General features: G+C 44.9%; 16 protein-coding genes. 7 read left to right on the top strand and 9 right to left on the bottom strand.

All coding sequences use genetic code 11. The features are described from left to right. The first annotated feature begins 215 nt into the window (after positions 1-215). The 3 genes from ACL934_RS09690 (at position 216) to ACL934_RS09680 (ending at position 3,463) form a co-directional block, all read left to right on the top strand. On the top strand, positions 216-710 hold the full coding sequence (locus ACL934_RS09690) for a glutathione peroxidase (protein WP_374080465.1): 495 nt from the start codon (positions 216-218) through the stop codon (positions 708-710). 122 nt (positions 711-832) lie between these two features. After that, complete coding sequence (locus ACL934_RS09685; protein ID WP_374080335.1) at positions 833-1,603, top strand: outer membrane beta-barrel protein; 771 nt, start codon at positions 833-835, stop codon at positions 1,601-1,603. Between the two features lie 114 nt (positions 1,604-1,717). Further along, positions 1,718-3,463 (top strand): hypothetical protein, encoded by a 1,746-nt coding sequence (locus ACL934_RS09680; protein WP_413613459.1) that lies wholly within the window; start codon positions 1,718-1,720, stop codon positions 3,461-3,463. On the opposite strand, the gene ACL934_RS09675 is transcribed toward ACL934_RS09680, so the two are convergent. From ACL934_RS09675 to ACL934_RS09645, 7 genes are read right to left on the bottom strand one after another with little or no spacing between them, the layout of a single operon-like run. Then, a complete protein-coding gene (locus tag ACL934_RS09675) occupies positions 3,456-4,820 on the bottom strand; it encodes a sodium-dependent transporter (protein ID WP_374080333.1) in 1,365 nt (454 codons plus the stop codon). The two genes, ACL934_RS09680 and ACL934_RS09675, sit on opposite strands and share 8 nt — an antisense overlap. Then, positions 4,813-6,162: a ribosome biogenesis GTPase Der gene (gene der, locus ACL934_RS09670; RefSeq protein ID WP_374080332.1), complete on the bottom strand. Its 1,350-nt coding sequence runs from the start codon at positions 6,160-6,162 to the stop codon at positions 4,813-4,815. Before der ends, ACL934_RS09675 begins: the two co-directional genes overlap by 8 nt. Further along, positions 6,140-7,051: a GTPase Era gene (gene era / locus ACL934_RS09665; RefSeq protein WP_374080331.1), complete on the bottom strand. Its 912-nt coding sequence runs from the start codon at positions 7,049-7,051 to the stop codon at positions 6,140-6,142. Before era ends, der begins: the two co-directional genes overlap by 23 nt. Beyond that, positions 7,051-7,740 (bottom strand): ribonuclease III, encoded by a 690-nt coding sequence (gene rnc / locus ACL934_RS09660; RefSeq protein WP_413613458.1) that lies wholly within the window; start codon positions 7,738-7,740, stop codon positions 7,051-7,053. Before rnc ends, era begins: the two co-directional genes overlap by 1 nt. Then, positions 7,737-9,080 (bottom strand): tRNA (N(6)-L-threonylcarbamoyladenosine(37)-C(2))-methylthiotransferase MtaB, encoded by a 1,344-nt coding sequence (gene mtaB, locus ACL934_RS09655; RefSeq protein ID WP_413613457.1) that lies wholly within the window; start codon positions 9,078-9,080, stop codon positions 7,737-7,739. The genes rnc and mtaB overlap by 4 nt, the downstream gene beginning before the upstream one ends. Continuing rightward, a complete protein-coding gene (mnmA, locus tag ACL934_RS09650; protein WP_374080328.1) occupies positions 9,065-10,147 on the bottom strand; it encodes a tRNA 2-thiouridine(34) synthase MnmA in 1,083 nt (360 codons plus the stop codon). The genes mtaB and mnmA overlap by 16 nt, the downstream gene beginning before the upstream one ends. Beyond that, positions 10,140-11,348 carry a cysteine desulfurase family protein gene (locus ACL934_RS09645; RefSeq protein ID WP_413613456.1) on the bottom strand — a complete coding sequence of 403 codons (1,209 nt, stop codon included), beginning with the start codon at positions 11,346-11,348 and terminating at the stop codon, positions 10,140-10,142. The genes mnmA and ACL934_RS09645 overlap by 8 nt, the downstream gene beginning before the upstream one ends. 198 nt (positions 11,349-11,546) lie before the next feature. On the opposite strand from ACL934_RS09645, the gene ACL934_RS09640 reads away from it, so the two are divergent. The 4 genes from ACL934_RS09640 (at position 11,547) to ACL934_RS09625 (ending at position 15,945) form a co-directional block, all read left to right on the top strand. Next, positions 11,547-12,992, top strand: coding sequence for a hypothetical protein (locus ACL934_RS09640; RefSeq protein ID WP_374080326.1), 1,446 nt, complete (start codon positions 11,547-11,549; stop codon positions 12,990-12,992). Between the two features lie 19 nt (positions 12,993-13,011). After that, entirely contained in the window at positions 13,012-14,682 is a 1,671-nt protein-coding gene (locus ACL934_RS09635) for a protein-arginine deiminase family protein (protein ID WP_374080325.1), read from the top strand. After that, a complete protein-coding gene (locus ACL934_RS09630; protein WP_374080323.1) occupies positions 14,679-15,182 on the top strand; it encodes a hypothetical protein in 504 nt (167 codons plus the stop codon). The genes ACL934_RS09635 and ACL934_RS09630 overlap by 4 nt, the downstream gene beginning before the upstream one ends. A gap of 112 nt (positions 15,183-15,294) precedes the next feature. Beyond that, positions 15,295-15,945 carry a thermonuclease family protein gene (locus ACL934_RS09625; protein ID WP_374080322.1) on the top strand — a complete coding sequence of 217 codons (651 nt, stop codon included), beginning with the start codon at positions 15,295-15,297 and terminating at the stop codon, positions 15,943-15,945. Between the two features lie 33 nt (positions 15,946-15,978). Here ACL934_RS09625 and tsaE read toward each other — a convergent pair whose 3' ends face one another. After that, on the bottom strand, positions 15,979-16,425 hold the full coding sequence (tsaE, locus tag ACL934_RS09620; protein WP_374080320.1) for a tRNA (adenosine(37)-N6)-threonylcarbamoyltransferase complex ATPase subunit type 1 TsaE: 447 nt from the start codon (positions 16,423-16,425) through the stop codon (positions 15,979-15,981). Continuing rightward, entirely contained in the window at positions 16,425-17,150 is a 726-nt protein-coding gene (locus tag ACL934_RS09615; RefSeq protein WP_374080318.1) for a pyridoxine 5'-phosphate synthase, read from the bottom strand. Before ACL934_RS09615 ends, tsaE begins: the two co-directional genes overlap by 1 nt. Position 17,151: the final 1 nt, after the last annotated feature.

The raw sequence follows: 17,151 nt of genomic DNA, 5'->3' as shown, positions 1-17,151 counted from the left end.
AAGAAGGACCTAACCTGAAGTAATAATTAGAAAATCAGGCTCTTCTAAAGTCAAAGCCGCGCACTGCATCTAAACATTCCTAAGGGGCTTTTTCTTGTTATTCCCAAAGGAGCCTCTTAGACTCAGTCCGCGACGAGGTGAGCATGCGTATTCTATTCATTTTAACCCTGGTTTTCGGATTTTCTACAGCGACTTTGGACGCTAAGGCCGCCGATATGCCGAGCAACTTCTTCGAACTTTCAGCAACGACTCTCTCGGGCAAAAAGGTTCACTTCTCTACCTACAGAGGCAAAGTGGTTCTTGTCGTTAACACAGCTTCCCAATGTGGCTTTGCTCCACAACTCAAAGAACTTGAAGAATTGTACAAAAAATACGCAGACCGCGGATTTATCGTTCTTGCTTTCCCATCCAACGACTTTAAACAAGAAAAAGAAGACGCCGCTGCAATTCAAAAGTTCGCGGAAAAAGAATACGGGATCACCTTTCCTCTTTTTGAAAAAGCTCCTGTCACTGGTAAAGACAAACAACCAGTTTACCAATTTCTGACGAGCAAAAAACCAGGTCTTCTTTTTAGCGATGTGAGCTGGAATTTTGAAAAATTCCTTATCAATCGCAAAGGCGACGTGGTCGAAAGATGGAGTTCTATCACCAAACCTTCTTCGGACAGCATTGTTAAAGAAATCGAAAAAGCTTTAGCCGAACCTCTTTAAGGGATCTTCGGTCGAGATTTTATGTTTCATACTGAGACAAAGGATGAAGTCTAGACTTCGTTTTGATACTTTTTTTTGAAGTTTTGCCCTCTTTTATTCGATAATACTCAGAGGGGGAACTTGTGAAAACCGCAGCATCACTATTTCAGTTTATTCTTCTAGCGTCCCTGCTTGGTCTTTCTCTATTGCCAACGCAAGCCTACGCTCAGTCAGATCAAAAATCTTACCTCATTTCTCAAGTCGATCCCGACGAAGCTTACGATCCGTTCACGGATTACAGTGAGTTCGATGAAGAGTCTGACGAAGAAGCTGACATCAACTTCTTCCGTAACGGCCGCTTCTTTACGATTGGTCTTGCCGGCGGTTATCGCGGCTTCACAGGAAACTTTGCAGATGCTTATGAAAGTGCGCCGACTTTCGGTATTTTCTTAAGCTACTTCTTTGATCTTCGCTTGGCTATGAGTTTGGGATTCCAAACTGGCGACCATGCCGTGCGCTTTACCGTCAATAATGAATCTAAAACTTACACTGGTAACGTTTCTGTTACGTCAGTGAATTTCGACCTCAAGTATTACTTGAACACGCAAAACGTGACTCGCGGCCTGGCGGATCTAAATCCGTACATCTTGGGTGGTCTTGGTCAGTTCTATCGTACTTATACAATTGCAGGTCTAGATGGCTTTAGCCGTGACTCCACTATGGGTTTTGATTTGGGTGCGGGTCTTGAGATTCCTTTGATGCGTAAAAAAGCTTACTTGGGAATTCAAGGGACTTATCACTATGTGAACTTCAGTGACGAGAACAAATCCTACGTGGATGGCTCAGAGAAGCTGGATAAAAATCTCACCGGGGATTTCTATAACTTCCTCGTGATCCTCGGGATGAACTTCTAATCCTTCTTAAGTTTTAATCATTAAAAACCCCTTTTAAAGGGGTTTTTCTTTTTGGACCCGCAAGTTTTAAAATCGCAACGTGACTCGGATCTTTGATACGATAAGATTTCATTCATGAAAACATTGCTGCTCTTCTTTTTTATTGTTTTAGCGAGTTCCTTCGGACACACACAAACGCTTCTTATCGAAGATCCTCAGGAGCTGCAAGCTTTGGAAAGCTCAGGATTGAGTTTTAGCGAGTTGGTTTTCTCCATAAAAACAGTTAACAATAAAAAACTTGCCGAAAACATCATCTACCAATCTTTAGTTGCCGACATTCATGATGAACTCAACGATCTAAAGAAAGAAGATCCCAAATTGGGTGCCGGCATGAAATTCAATCATCGGCTCTTCGATACTGGTTGGTTAAGATCCCCTTCTGCTCGATTTGAACTTGTCGGCATTGTTAACAGAATGGATCGGACTGTTTTTAATCCCGGCACCTGCGGCGAGATCCGTCTTATCTACCGCCTCTCTTACGAAAAAACACAGGACGGAACACTTATTAATTCTCGTCTGCCAATGACAATCAACACGGTCTTTCGCCTGCCACTGAAGACATCTTGTCAAGTCGTTGCGAAGTCCTGGAATAATGTGAACGGCAAAACCATCAAAGAGTGGGCCACAAAAGAAAATCTAAAATCAGTGGAGTTGAATTTTCAAGCCACCCGATGGCCTTCAACCATTCGCGGAGACATGGGCGGACACGCCGAATACTTTATGCGTGTCTATCGCCCTCTCCCCAATGGCGCCCTGGTTCCGAGTACTTTAGAAAACACACCGGATGTGACACTTCTAAATAAGAACAAAGAATTGAAAGAGGAACTTTTAAAATGGCTTTTAAAGCCGGAAAACATTCAAGCACTGGATGCGGGAACTCTTAATATTCCAGATAAGTTCTTAACTCGAAAGGTGTCTTCTTTTGCTTTGCACGGCATGAACCGCCTGAGCAATCGCCCTTTCGATTCCATCTTTAAGAAAGATGATTTTTCCAAAGTCGACTATACGAAGCTTAAAAATATTTATGGAGCTTCCTCCTTTCGACGTCGCTTGAACGACATGACATGCGTCGGTTGCCACCAAGGACGCACCATTGCAGGATTTCACTTCCTTGGAAAAGATCCCGCGAAAACTATTTTTGCCAATTCTATTTTCTCTTCTCAGTCTCCGCATATGATGAACGAAATTTCTCGTCGCACAAAATATATGGAAAAATTATCGCAAGGCGGAAGCCCCGACAGTTCTCGTCCATTTTCAGAGCGCGATCCAAGCCTTGTGGGAAAAATGAACGATCACTGCGGACTTGGCAGTGAATACAAAACGTGGACCTGCGGGACCGGTTTAAAATGCGTTCCTGTGATCCATCCTGAAAATAATTTGGAGATCGGCGAATGCCTTCCCGACACTCGCATCGCAGGAAATCCTTGCGAGCCAGGAACGATTTCTCAGACCACGAACTCGCACAAAGATTATCTTAAAGCATCGACCAAAATGCCTTGTGGAGGTGAATCTTATTGTCAGACCACCAAGGTCGGCTTTCCCGGCGGCATGTGTTCAAATGGCTGCGATAATCTTAAATCTGGAGAAACCTGCGGAGCCATCGCTGAACTTTTCGGATTCAATCAGTGTCTTGCCCGCAAAAGACCTTTTTCAGAATGCTTAGCTGAAAACACGCGCCCAGGTGCCTTACAGGCCTGCGACAATACGATTGCTTGCAGAGCCGATTATATTTGCATGAAGACAGCCAGTGGAAAAGGTGCGTGCATTCCTCCGTACTTCCTCTTCCAACTGAGAGTCGACGGACACCCTTCGCCTATTTAAAGAAAACACCGAGAATTTGTAGAATAAGACCCAGAACAATCACGGCTGGAGCGGCCCACTTTAAAGTGAAGCTCCAGTGCGGGTACATTGTGTAGCTGACGAACTTGTCCTTATCGACGAAGCTCAGCTCTTTTTCTTTTTCTGTTGTCCCGCGATTGTAGGCAATAAGAATTCCTAAAGCGACCATCGGCAAGAACCAATTGATCAAGAGTGAATCCAAAGACTCAATCAACGAACGGCCTAAAACGCGGATGTCTTTAAATACAGAACTTGAAAGAGCAGGAAGGATCGTAAGAACAAGAGCGATCAAACCAGAATACCAAGTCGCTTTGCCCCGCTCCATATTCTTTTGCGCATCCACCCAGTTTGAAACGACAACTTCAAGAAGACCGATACTGGCATTGAGTGCCGCCATATAAAGGCACGCAAAGAAAGCCAGACCAAATAAAGTTCCCCCGCGAATACCCAAAAGATAACGAGGTAAAACTTCAAACATCAAAGCAGGATCTGTCAGAGGGACGTTCGATGCTTGAAATGCCACGGGGAAAATCATCACCACAGCAATCAATGAAATAGCCGTATCGACCAATGTCACACGGAAACCCGCCGTCGGTGCATGGTCGGATTCGCGCATATAAGAACCGAAAGTCACCATAGTTCCAAAGCCCACAGACAAAGTGAAGAAAACGTGTCCCAAGGCGTGATTCAAAGAAGACCAAGTGAGTTTTGAAAAATCAGGATAAAAAAGGAAACGCAAAACCTCGGGAGTCGAGGGCATGGAAAAAGAACGCATCACCAGAACGCCCACGAGAACCGCAAAAAGAGGCATCGTATAACTGATCCACTTCTCCAGTCCCTCTTGCACGCCCTTCACGACAACGACAACGGTAATAAGCAAATGGACGCTAGCCAACATCAGTTGCAACCAACCATTCCCCATCAACGCCGCTAAATTAGTTTTCGCCGTGACCATTTCAGGAGGACTGAAAAGAGAAATCATAAATTGGGTCATGAAATGCAAAACCCAACCGCTGATCACGGCATAGTAAGAAAGAACAACGATACTTAAGATAACTGCAAAACGACCGGCCCACTTAAATCCACGACCGGCTTTTTGACCCAGTTGCTGAGTCGCCACAATCACCGAGCGACGGCTGTTCTTTCCAACCATCAACTCAGCAATCAGCATCGGCGCACCGATGGCCAACGCCATGAAAACGTAGATCAGGATAAAAGCCCCGCCCCCGTTTTCACCAACCACGTAGGGAAAACGCCATAGATTTCCCAGACCACAGGCAGAACCAATGGCCAAAAGGTAAAATCCAAAGCGTGTTCTCCACGAGCCGCGTTTACTCATCGCTTGATCCGCCTCGGCGCGACTTCATACAGAAAATACGAATCGGAAGACCATGAAGATCCCAACGCTCTTTGATATTTTTTATCAAGAAACGACGGTAAGAATTCGTCACGCCATCAGGATGATTCGCAAATGCGATAAACGCCGGTGGCTTTTGATAAGTTTGAGTCAAATAGTAGAACTTCACATTCGTCGTTCCCCAAACTGGAGCTGGAGCCTTACGAATCGTTTCAAAGAAGAAGTCGTTCAACTCCGATGTTGGAACGCGGAAATTCATCTGGCCTGAAACCTTCGCGATCATTTCAAAAAGATCGTCAATACCAACTCCTGTTTTCGCGCTCGTAAATACAACGTGCACATCTTTAAAGAAGTGAAACACGCGCTCTACTTGTTCACGGAAAGTTTTGCGATATTCCGGAACCTCTTTACCACCAAGGTCGGATTTATTAGCAACAAGGATCACACCTTTATGATCTTCAAGAATCGCCTGCATGATGCGAGCATCTTGATCCGTAGGGCCAATCGTTCCGTCCACCATCAAAAGTACGATGTCTGCACGACGAATGGCTTCTTGGGATTTAAAGGCCGAGATGATCTCTAGATCTTCTTCACGACGAGCGGATTTACGCAAACCCGCTGTATCCACCAAAGTGTATTTCTCACCATTGTAAATAAATGGAGAATCCACAGAGTCAATCGTTGTTCCCGCCACGTCAGAAACAATCATGCGGTTTGAACCGAGAATGCAGTTGCAGATAGAACTCTTACCTACGTTGGGTTTACCTACGATGGCGATGTTCATTCCTTCTTTCACAGTTCCCGGATTCTCAGGAACTTGTTTTACAACCCACTCCAGAATCTCACCCACGCCGCGACGTTGTTCGAAAGACGCTGCAATGATATCCACGCCGAACTCATAGAAGTCGGCCTTAAACATATCTTCGTCAGAAACTTTATCGACCTTGTTAATAACAAGAAGAAACGGCTTCCCCGTTTGTTTCGCAACACGGATAATGTCCCGGTCTTCAGGAACCAAACCAGCACGACCGTCCATCACAGCGACGATGAGATCCACAGAGTGCAAAAACTCCGTGACCTGTTCACGAATAAGCTTCGAGAAAATATCTCCCGCTTCCGTGATCCCGCCTGTATCAATCAGATCAAATTGTTTTCCCCAGATATCCACAGGCTCGATGATAATATCGCGAGTCACTCCGGCCTGGTTCTTCACCACGGCTTTACGGCTGTCCGTGATAATATTAAATAACGTCGATTTACCTACGTTGGGGCGACCGATGATCGCCACCTTCGGCGCGAACTCAGTCTTCAGATTTTGTTGCATAGCCCAACTCCTTCATCATTCTCTTGTTTTCAAACCATTCTGGTTTGCTGATCACTTGGAGGTCCAAAAACACTTTTTCCCCCATCAGTTTTTCAATTTCTTTACGAGCGTCCATTCCGATTTGCTTAATCACTTTGGCTTCTTTACCAATCACAATCGCTTTGTGACTTTCTTTAGAAACCATGATCTCAGCATGAATCTTTGGAATCGGAGACGCGTTTTCATCAAATTTTATGATACGCACAGCCAGTGAGTAAGGAATCTCTTGATGCAAAGACTCAAAACACTTCTCACGAATCACTTCGCTCACCATCTCACGCACGTTTTCGTTTGTGAAAAGTTCGATATCATAAAGGGGAGCCGGAGATTCTGGAAGAAGTTCTAAGAACTCAATCAACATTGCTTCACGCTCTTCATGATCGTTTTCCGCTTCTTTCACGGAAATAGACATGGCTTTTCCACCTTTTTCTTCGATCATTTTTTTAAGAATCAAAACACGGTGCGCTTTTTCAGCGATATCCGCCTTCGTTACGATCCCGATCCATGGTTTTCCGCTTTTAGAAACCAGATCCAGAATTTTTTCAGCATCTTCCGGCTTTTGCTCATCCACGCTGACAATCGCAAGCAAAGCGTCTGAATCAGAAATTACTTCTTCGGCTTCTTTGGCTAAAAAGTTATTCAAACCTTTTTCGGCTTTAATGATTCCTGGAGCATCGACAAAAATAATTTGTCCTTGATCCGTGCTCCATATCCCCAAAATACGACGACGTGTTGTCTGAGGTTTTGAAGAAACAATGGATACTTTCTCATCGACAAGGTAGTTCATCAATGTGCTCTTCCCTGCATTCGGTTGCCCGATGAGTCCTAAAAATCCCGCTTTGTATCCCATTAGTTCGTCTCCTTACATTTAGTTTCCAGGGCATTTTTCGCTGCCGACTGTTCCGCATTTTTTTTACTGCGCCCTCGCCCTTGGGCCCAAACATCTTCTTTTACTTTCACACAAACCAAAAATTCTCGATCATGAGGAGGCCCCTCTTCCGCCAGAACTTCGTACTTCGGCGTCTCTTTGAGAGACTTCTGCACCAGTTCCTGCAATCGAGTTTTATAGTCCTTCTCAAAATCCTCACTGCCGCAAACACGCGCCGTGAGAGTTGTAAACTCGCGACGAATAAAATCTTTCGTCACTTCAAAACCGCCATCCAAGTACAACGCTCCGACAATGGCTTCAAATGAAGAGGCAATCAAACGAGGCTTCTGCGCTCCTCCGGTCAAGGTCTCCCCTTTTCCCAGATGCATGAGCTTATTTAGCTCCATGTCCAAAGCGAGTTCAGAAAGAACTTCTTCATTCACGATACTGGCGCGTTTTTTAGACAACCCACCTTCTGTATCGTTCGGAAATTTTTCGTAAAGAAACTCCCCGACCACCAAATCCAAAACCGCATCGCCTAAGAACTCCAACTTCTCGTTGTGCTCTGTGGGACTTTTTAATTCATTGGCAAAACTCTTATGAGTCAAAGCTCGTTCTAAAAGAGCGTTGTTCTTAAACTGATATCCCAGTCTTTGTTCAAGTTCCGTCATGTCAGAACCTCGCCGACCAAGTGACCTTCCATATGTTGTTTATTGGAATGGTCATAAGAAGAGATCTTCACATCCACTTCTTGTCCGGCCCAATGATCAAGGAAACTTTCAGCACCCGCAATAGCCACAGGCCAATAGTCGTGACTTAAACCTTGTCCACCTTTGGCAGCGTTCTTAAGAACCAAAACTTTCTTCGTCGTACCCAACTGAATCTTCGCCTGCTCCTCATAACGAGCAATGCTCAAGTCACGAAGTTTCGCGGCACGCTCCGCGCGAATATGAGGATATACGGAAACATCCATCGCGGCCGCTCTGGTCCCCTGTCTTTCGCTGTACGGGAAGACATGAAGTTTCGTCCAAGGGAGTTCTGCCAAGGTATTGTAAGTGTCTTGGAACTGCTCTTCTGTTTCTGTTGGGAAGCCTGTAATCACATCCATACCGACGAAAGATCCTGGAACTCTTTTAGCAATCGCGTTCAAAGATTTACGAACATCGTCTTGCGTGTATTTACGCTTCATGTGGAACAAAACGTCCGTATTCGCACTTTGAATACTCATATGGAAATGCGGACACATGCGAGGATCTTGGTACAAATCCAAAAGTCTTTCGGAAACTTCCACGGGCTCAAGACTTGAAAGACGGAAGCGAGGCATTTTGGTTTTCGCCAGAAGATTTTCAATCAAATCTTCCATCACATATTTTTTACCACCGACTTCATCTTCGTAATCGCCGATATGAACACCCGTAAGAACAACTTCGCGAGAACCCTCAGCATAAAGATCGTTGATACGATGAACCAATTCAGCCACAGGAATAGAACGGCTCTTACCGCGTGCATAAGGAATAATACAGTAAGTGCAGAAGCTGTTACAGCCGTCTTGGATTTTTAAGAAAGTGCGCGTGTGGGATTTTTCAATACCACCACCCGCTTCTAAATCTTCTTTTTTAAAGATATTGGATTTAAAGACTTTCTCTGTCAGTTCACCACGGAAATGTTTATTCAAAAGATCCGGCAAAGAACTCTTATGAGAGTTGGCCACGACCAAATCAGCACCGGGCAAGTTCGAGAAAGATCCCGTATCCACCTGAGCGGCACAACCTGTTACAACCACCGTACAAAAAGGATCTTTCACCTTCAACCGACGAATGTAGCGAAGAGCCTCTTTCGTTGCTTCTGCTGTCACCGCGCAGGTATTTAAAACGTGAATGCGCGCGTTCTTTTCTCCTGAAACAACCGGAGCAAAACCGTGAGCATTGAGATTTTTCTGGATCAAACCTGCGTCGTAAGTATTCACCTTACAGCCGAAAGTATGAACTTGATACTTTAGAGAGTGATCCATCCGCCTCCCACAAGTTCTTTATCACGGTAAAACACAGCGGCCTGACCTGGAGTCACGGCTCTTTGTGGTTCTTGGAATTTAAGTTTGTAACCCGTCTCTGTTTTAAAGACTTGCGCCAAGGAGCCTTTGTGTTGATAGCGGATTTTAACACTCATAACTTCGCCATCTTGAACATCGCCCAAAAGTTTTGGTTCAATCACGTCGACTTCATGGGCAAAAAGATGACTTTCATCTCCCACCCAAACGGTGTTGTCAGATGAATCAATTTTGATCACGAAAAGTTTTTCGTGATAATCCATTCCTAAGCCCTTGCTTTGACCAATAGTAAAGTTGTGAATACCGTCGTGGGGAGCCATCACTTCGCCTGCGGGGTAGCGTTTGATCAAGCCTTTTTTAGTCGCAAGAATCGTTTTATCCACTTGGCCCTTGATAAAGTTTTGATAGCCCATATTTCCCACAAAGCAGATACCTTGAGAGTCTTTTTTACGAGCCGTCACAAGACCGCGACTTTCAGAGTAAGCACGAACTTCAGGCTTTTTCATGTCGCCCACAGGGAATAAAAGTTTCGGTACAAGCTCTGGGTCAATCGTGAATAAGAAATAAGTTTGGTCTTTCCAATCATCTGTCGACGTGTGAATGGACGCTTTCCCTTGATCGTCATAAACGATTTTAGCGTAGTGACCAGTAGCGAGATAATCACACTCCAGCTCTTTCATCTTTTTCACAAGATGGTCGAACTTTAGATAGGTGTTGCAGTTCACACATGGAAGTGGTGTTTGCCCTTCCAAGTACGCCTTTAAGAAAGGATCAATAACTGCGGCACGGAATTTTGCTTCGCAGTTTAGAACATAAAATGGAATTCCCAAACGATCGGCCACGGCACGGGCATCATCCACGTCGATACTTGAACAACAAGTACCATTGCCTTCCTCGATATCGCAGGTGGAATAATCCCACACTTGCATCGTAGCACCGATCACTTCATAACCCTGTTCGACCAAGAGCGCAGCCGCGGCAGAACTGTCCACGCCTCCGCTCATAGCAACAAGGACTCGTCCTTTAGACATGACAAGAGTCTCCTTCATCGTTTTTTAAAGATCGCAACCTTGCGACCACAACTTTTAATGCTTCAATAAATCCGTTCACTTGCTCAGGAGTCGTCTCCCAACCAATACTCACACGCAAACTGTTTTGCGCCTCTTCGCGAGTAAGTCCCATCGCCAATAGCACAGGGCTTGGTTCCGGATTTCCACTAGAGCAAGCCGCCCCCGTTGAAACCGCGTAGCCTTTGATATCCAATGACATCAACATTGTCTCGCCATCGACACCTTTTAAAACCAAAGAGCTGGTATTCGGAAGGCGAGGTGTTTCTCCGGCTGTGACAGTGACATCTTCGATTTCAGCAAGAATGCGTGCTTCCATGTCATCACGAAGTTTCGCCATGGCTTGTGCTTTTTCCGCAATCAAGTTCACACGCTTTGCAACCACACCCAAGCAGCCAATACCCAAAGTGTTTTCAGTACCACCGCGACGATGTCTTTCTTGTGCTCCACCGTTAATCAAAGAACTAAAATTAGATCCGCGCTTAGAATACAAAAAGCCCGAACCCTTCACAGAATAAAATTTGTGACCAGAGAACGATGCAAAGTCGACACCCAGCTCTTGCAAATTCACGGGCACTTTCCCAAAACCTTGAACAGCATCAGTATGAAACAACGCGCCCTTTTTATGAGCCATCTCTGCCATTTGCTTAATCGGGAAAAGAGTTCCGGTTTCATTATTCGCAAACATCACAGAAACCAAAGCGGTCTCTTCCGTCAAATGCGCTTCATAAAAAGCCAAATCAATTTCACCGCGACGATTCACGGGAATAAAATCCACGCGGGCACCCAGCGATTGAATATGCTGCATGGCTTTGATCACCGCAGGATGTTCAACGGCGGAACACATGTAGTGCGTGCGCAGGCGTTGCTCTGGAGTTAAAAATTGAGCTGTTTGATAATAATCAAAAAGACCTTTGATCACCGTGTTGTTCGCTTCACTTCCACCTGATGTGAAAATGATTTCGAGCGGACTGCTTGCCCCCACCGCTTCGGCAACCGCTTTTCTTGCATCACGAAGAATATTCTTCGGCTGTCGACCACCCCAATGAATGGAGCTGGCATTACCCCAAGCTTGCGCCAGTTCGGGCATCGCTTCGAGAACTTCCTTGCACACAGGGGTCGTGGCATTATGGTCGAAATAATGAAAGATTTTGGTCTGAATCATAGGTCGCAGGAAGGTAGCATACTTCTTAAGTATTGAAAACTTCTAAGAATATTTAAGCACTTACCATGTCTATCGCGTTAACTACGCTGCAATTTATACATACGGCCCCCGGCCAGGATGCTGCCGCCCGAAGGACAGAAGCTGGACTAGACCTCGGATTTCCTTATGTTTTACCCCAATCTACCGATAAACAAAGAGATGAGTCTACATGCATGGTTTGAACATTTTAAAGAGCAACTTCAAGGACTTACAGAATCCTTTGAACAAAGTGGTTCGCCCTTGAGCCTTTTGGGTTATGCCCTGAAGGAACAACGCCTCCGCTCGGATGAATATTTAAACTGGGCGATGACTCATTATAAACTACCCAAGCTTCAGTCACGATTTTTTACAGAAACTCCTCTTTCCCAGGAAATGTTCGCAAAGTGGGCGACCCATTACCCGTGGTCTGTGGAGTGTCTGCCTGTGGCGGAGTGGGACGGATCCCTCATCGTAGCATGTCTTCAGCCGCCACAGGATTTTCCTTCAATGCCTTCAAGCATTATCGTCTTCGCAAGGTTCGAAGATTTGCAAGAAGCGTGGAGAAAATTCCATCCGGAAAAAACGGCAGCAACTCCTACTGCGTCTGCGAGCTCTGAGGCTCCAGATGGTATTGATCTCTCTATCGCCACAGTCACAAAACAAGGATCTGGCGACAGTTTTTCATTTGAGGATTTAGGAGTCAATGACACTGCTCAATCATCCCCGTCTTTGGAAGTCTTAGACGAGTCTGCTGAAAAATCTGAAGAGAGAATGGACGGTCTTTTCGATGGACCGACAGTGATTCGCCTTGAAGCTTTGACTCCGAAAGAAGAAACTCCGACGAATTCAAATCCTGTTATTGAAGTTGTATCTACAGACGATGCCCTTCAAGAGCTTTCTGCAGAGTTAGAACCTAAAACACAAGTCGACGAGTTGGTTTTAAATGAAGAGCCAGCCCCTGCCGTTGCAGCAAAAGCTCCGATCGTAGCGGCATCTCCTGTGAGTGAGTCTTCAGCACCTAAAAAAGCGAGCATCCCACCGCCGCCTCCAAAATCGGAGATGCCTCCACCTTTTGAAGACAGCTTTGGAAACAAACCGATTCCTATCGTTCCCCGTCCCGCAGGAGTGGCGAAACCCACAATCAATCCCGTGGCGAGTGGAAACTTTGCTTTAGATAAAATGAAAAAGAAAAATGCCCCTTTGCTCAACGAAAAGATCAAGCAGGTCTTAAGTGAAATGAAAGTGCATTTTGAAAAATCCATGATCTTGACTTTGGATGAGCAAGAAACTCAATTGACGGCTTTTGCTTGGGATGAAAACTTCCAAGGCATGAAAGACACGTCGATGCGGTTCCCTCTGCAAACTCCAAGTATCTTTAATATCGTGGCTTCCACACAAAAATCTTTCCATGGTTATATCTCTTTGAATGAGATCAATGAAAAATTCTTTGAGGGTTGGAATCAAGGACGCATCCCCGACCACGTGACGATTTCACCAATTATCGTGAATGAAAAACTCGTGGGCATGCTGATGGGTTTTGCGGAAAAATCAGCCTACAACAAAATTTCTTTAAATCTGGCAGAAAAACTATCCACAGACTTTGTCAAAGGATTGCAAGCAGCTTAAGAATAACAAGGAGTTTTCTGTGTCTTTGGTTTTACTCTTGTTAAGTTTCGCATTTGCACAAAATCAAAATGCATGTTCTCAACACAACCCGATGGATGCAGACGTACCAGTATGCCCGACTTCCGGAAGCACTTTGCTTTCAGAAAATTATCCAATCATGGCAGCCACTGTTTCGGACAATCAAGGTGGTTCTGCGTGGGTGAAATCTTACGTTACAAAAGTCATAAAAGCACAACCCGGGAAACCTCCCCAATTTTTTCTTCACGTGAAACCGGAAACATACGAAGAACTTGTTGCTGAACTTCGCAAGCAAGCCCCCTCCCCACAAGTCGCCGATCAGTGGATCAAAGGACTCACTCGCGTCGAAGGACAAAATCGCTGGAACTGGCAGCAGGACTACTTTGATAATTTCTTTAACCCAAAAACAGGCCAACCTGTTTTGCGTGAAGTTCAAGGTTACGGACGTCATGGCGACTCATACACCTCAATGATCAGCTCCACGTCCAAAGAGTGTAACATCCACGCAGGTCCTCTTTTGGAAAATAATAATTATAAATCCGGTCATAGTGGTGGAAATATCGAAGCGGTAAATGGCCTTTGCCTTTTAGGTGCGGATCACTTTAAAGGTGATGAATGGTTCTCTTATGCGAAGTCGACTTGTACAAATATGGACGCTGCCGTTAAAACTCCTTCGGACTTTTTAAAGGTCGGCCACACGGATGAAATGTTTAAAACTCTAAAAGACCCGTCACAAAAGCCTCCCTGTGATTTTTCGCTGGCTTTTGCAAGTCCAAAGAAGGGTCTTGAACTGTTAAAAGCCAATCCGAATGGTCGCGCTTTTGATTTTTCCAATGTGTCTGGCGAAGACATTGTATCCCGCATGAGACAAGGTGGATATCGTGAAATGTGCGCGGCCTACATGGAAAATAAGAGATCACAAAATCCTTCCTCTCCGGGATCTCCAATAAAATCTCGTCCTGGCAAAGGCGTTTCTCAGCTCTTATGGGAAATAACTTTGGCAAAGGCCTGGGCTGGGGTGACTGTAATCACTCCGGAATCAAAACTTGAAAAACTTTTTAAAGAACTTGATGCAGCTTCCGCTACACAACCTAAATCAATGGAAGAACAAAGACAGCAAAGAGAAAAAATCGCTGAGATTAGAAACAAAATTACAGCCGAGATGCGTAAATCCGGTTATGTTAAATCAAACTCAAAAATGGACGATACTCTTGAGTGCTACAATATGACGAACAAAGATCTCGCAAAGATCATAGAGTCCGACCAAGAGATGAAAGACTTTAACGAGGCTGTCGAAAAGTCCATTCAGGAGTTTAAAAAAGACCTCCTGGCCAAACTCAAAGCCAAATATCCTCAATGCTCACCTAAGACCATTGATATACCAGATATCTACACAGGAATGATGGACTACGGCCAACAGCCGGCAAAGTATGCCGTGGGATCAGGGCTTTCTCTTTTCCCGAATCCAACAAATGGAGAGATCGTTGGCGATACTTATATTATGCCAGAACCCGTCAACCCTGCATTTAAAAGTGAAATTGATAAACAAGTAAAGGGACTGGGTCTTAAGACAGATTACATCGACACTCATTTCGCACACGCCAAACAAGGTAACTTACACTGTTCTAGTCACGCCATCCGTTATTGCCGCCCTCAAGGAGGTGCAAGATGATAAGAACCATGCTCTTTACTTCTTTTCTCGTCCTGGGTTTATTCTCTTTTGCAAATGCGGCGGAAAATCTTTATTCGTGCAAAATTGAAGACGCTTGGCTGCAAAAGCAAAAGCTTTCGGGATCTGTGAATGTCAGCGACCTGGATCATGCAGAAATTCAAATCGTTTCTTCTTCAGAAACGGTGACCTGCCCCCTTGCTGTTGAAAGCGTTCAAGACAACTCACTCGGAAAAGTTTCCGAAGTCGTTTTTAAATTGCTGCCCGAGGCGTGCACACCTTTTGAAAAATCCTTTAATCGCAACCTCCGAAAACGCATTACACTCAATGTTTCTACACAGCCTGGAACACCCGCGCCCGCAGCACAAATCGCGTGGAGAAATCGCACGGGTTATTCGGATTGCAAAGAGATCTTGAACAACTTAAAAGATCACGGCATTGGAACTCGCTTTCCTCAATCCCAAGAACAAAAGAAGGAATCCCAGCTAAAAGGTACTAAATAGTGCTGTCTGTTTTTTAGACAGTTCAGTATTTACTTCTTAACTCCCATCATAATTCCAGAATACTCAATGGGGGCCTTGCCTTAAAACCCTCTTCACAATAGAACTGCGCTCTATGAATTACCTACGCAGTTTCTTTTTATTAGTTCTTCTGATTCCTTCAACCCTCTTTGCTGAGTCAATCACTCTGAAAATCACGAGTGTTCACGATGGGGATACCCTCACAGCTATTGGCATCACAGATTCGCAAAAGTATAAAGTGCGCCTGATGGGCGTGGATACACCTGAAGTTGATTTCTATAAGAACACCCAAGGTGACGTGTCTTTCAAAGCCCGAGACGTATTAAAATCCATGGTACCAGAAGGCTCTACGGTCACTCTTTCTGACGACAGCCAAGTCGACAAACATGGTCGCGTGCTGGGACGCCTTATTAAAGACGGAATGGATGTAAATAAAGAAATGCTCAAACAAGGTTGGGGCGTGATGTACTTTATCTATCCTTTTGAAAAACGCATCGTGAGTGACTACAGCAAAGCGGCTAAAGAGGCTTTCGACAACCGTCGTGGTATTTTCTCAAACGAATACAAAAACACCGAAATCCCCTACCAGTTCCGCCTCCGAGTTCGCAATCAAGTGGGCCGAAATCCCGTGGGAGACTTGGAACTTAAAAAAGTAGTTTCCCCTGATGACGTCGAAAAAATCCCGGTTTGGAAAAGAGTTTTCTTTCCAGACCTCGATTTAGCTTATGCTAACGGATATAAATAAACGCGCTGCAATTCAAAAAGGTACGGCGTACCTCTAAACAAGACGGCAGATGATTTTACGAGTCTCTGCCGAGACTTTTTCAAACTTCACTTCGACTCTTTGCCAGTTCAAAGGCAAATAATCAAAATCCAAACGATTGGCCCACTCAATCACAATCAAACCCTGCTTCTGAGAAAACAAATCCCAAAAGCCTGAGCTTTCCAAATCGTCGTCATCTTTCAGACGATAAAGATCAATATGGTCCAGGGATTTTCCTTGAGTGTTTTCATAGCGAAGATGAATCGCAAACGAAGGAGACTGCACGTCTCGCATTCCCAAAGTCTCTGCAATCATTTGCACAGAAGTGGTTTTACCCGCACCGACGTCGCCGCTCATAAGAAGAATGCAGCGCTCATTTAAGTGCGGCAGGAATTCATTCCAGAACTCTTTAAGCTCAATGAGATTATTCACTGTTCTTTCCGAGTTCAGGATTGTCGACATTACTTTAAGATCTTTCTCATCTTACGAACAGACGTTTCCAGACCCTCTTCAAGAGCGTAACAGATCAAGGAGTGACCGATATTCACTTCTTGAAGATAAGGAAGTTTGTTGATGAGCTTTGAATGATGATAATCAAGGCCATGGCCCGCGTGAACATTCAAACCCAAATAGTTCGCCCATTCCGCTGCATCCACTAAACGTTGCCATTCTTTTTCTTTACGGGACCCTGTGAGATGAACCCATTTTCCCGTGTGAAATTCAACAGCATCCGCGCCAATCTCATAAGACGCTTCAACCTGCTCCATAGAAGGCTCGATAAACATGGAAATTTCAATACCGATACGTTGAAGTTTTTCAACCATCGGAGCCATTTTCTTAAAGCCTTTCTTTACATCAAGGCCGCCTTCCGTTGTTAGCTCGGCTCTTTTTTCAGGAACAAAGCACACCCAATCCGGACGGTACTTCTTTGCAAAGGAAACCATTTGCGAAGTGGCTGCCATTTCAAGATTTAAAGGCACAGGACAAGACTTCGAGAGAAGCTTTAAGTCTTCCAACTGAATATGACGACGATCTTCACGAAGATGGATCGTGATTTGTTCAGCGCCCCCTTTTACAGATTTCTTAACCATATCCAAAAGATTGGGATAAGGCGTAGTGCCGCCTCGAACCTGACGTAGGGTTGCTACGTGATCCACATTCACACCAAGACGAATTTTATGTTTCATA

This window comes from Bdellovibrio sp. HCB-110 (assembly GCF_047323225.1).
GTDB lineage: Bacteria > Bdellovibrionota > Bdellovibrionia > Bdellovibrionales > Bdellovibrionaceae > Bdellovibrio.
This window is presented reverse-complemented; position numbering and strand designations above follow the sequence as displayed.

Coding starts and splice junctions, on each gene's coding strand:
- ACL934_RS09690 (WP_374080465.1), top strand. CDS start 216: ATGCCGAGCAACTTCTTCGAACTTTCAGCAACGACTCTCTCGGGCAAA.
- ACL934_RS09680 (WP_413613459.1), top strand. CDS start 1,718: ATGAAAACATTGCTGCTCTTCTTTTTTATTGTTTTAGCGAGTTCCTTC.
- ACL934_RS09675 (WP_374080333.1), bottom strand. CDS start 4,820: ATGAGTAAACGCGGCTCGTGGAGAACACGCTTTGGATTTTACCTTTTG.
- der (WP_374080332.1), bottom strand. CDS start 6,162: ATGCAACAAAATCTGAAGACTGAGTTCGCGCCGAAGGTGGCGATCATC.
- era (WP_374080331.1), bottom strand. CDS start 7,051: ATGGGATACAAAGCGGGATTTTTAGGACTCATCGGGCAACCGAATGCA.
- rnc (WP_413613458.1), bottom strand. CDS start 7,740: ATGACGGAACTTGAACAAAGACTGGGATATCAGTTTAAGAACAACGCT.
- mtaB (WP_413613457.1), bottom strand. CDS start 9,080: ATGGATCACTCTCTAAAGTATCAAGTTCATACTTTCGGCTGTAAGGTG.
- mnmA (WP_374080328.1), bottom strand. CDS start 10,147: ATGTCTAAAGGACGAGTCCTTGTTGCTATGAGCGGAGGCGTGGACAGT.
- ACL934_RS09645 (WP_413613456.1), bottom strand. CDS start 11,348: ATGATTCAGACCAAAATCTTTCATTATTTCGACCATAATGCCACGACC.
- ACL934_RS09640 (WP_374080326.1), top strand. CDS start 11,547: ATGAGTCTACATGCATGGTTTGAACATTTTAAAGAGCAACTTCAAGGA.
- ACL934_RS09630 (WP_374080323.1), top strand. CDS start 14,679: ATGATAAGAACCATGCTCTTTACTTCTTTTCTCGTCCTGGGTTTATTC.
- ACL934_RS09625 (WP_374080322.1), top strand. CDS start 15,295: ATGAATTACCTACGCAGTTTCTTTTTATTAGTTCTTCTGATTCCTTCA.
- tsaE (WP_374080320.1), bottom strand. CDS start 16,425: ATGTCGACAATCCTGAACTCGGAAAGAACAGTGAATAATCTCATTGAG.
- ACL934_RS09615 (WP_374080318.1), bottom strand. CDS start 17,150: ATGAAACATAAAATTCGTCTTGGTGTGAATGTGGATCACGTAGCAACC.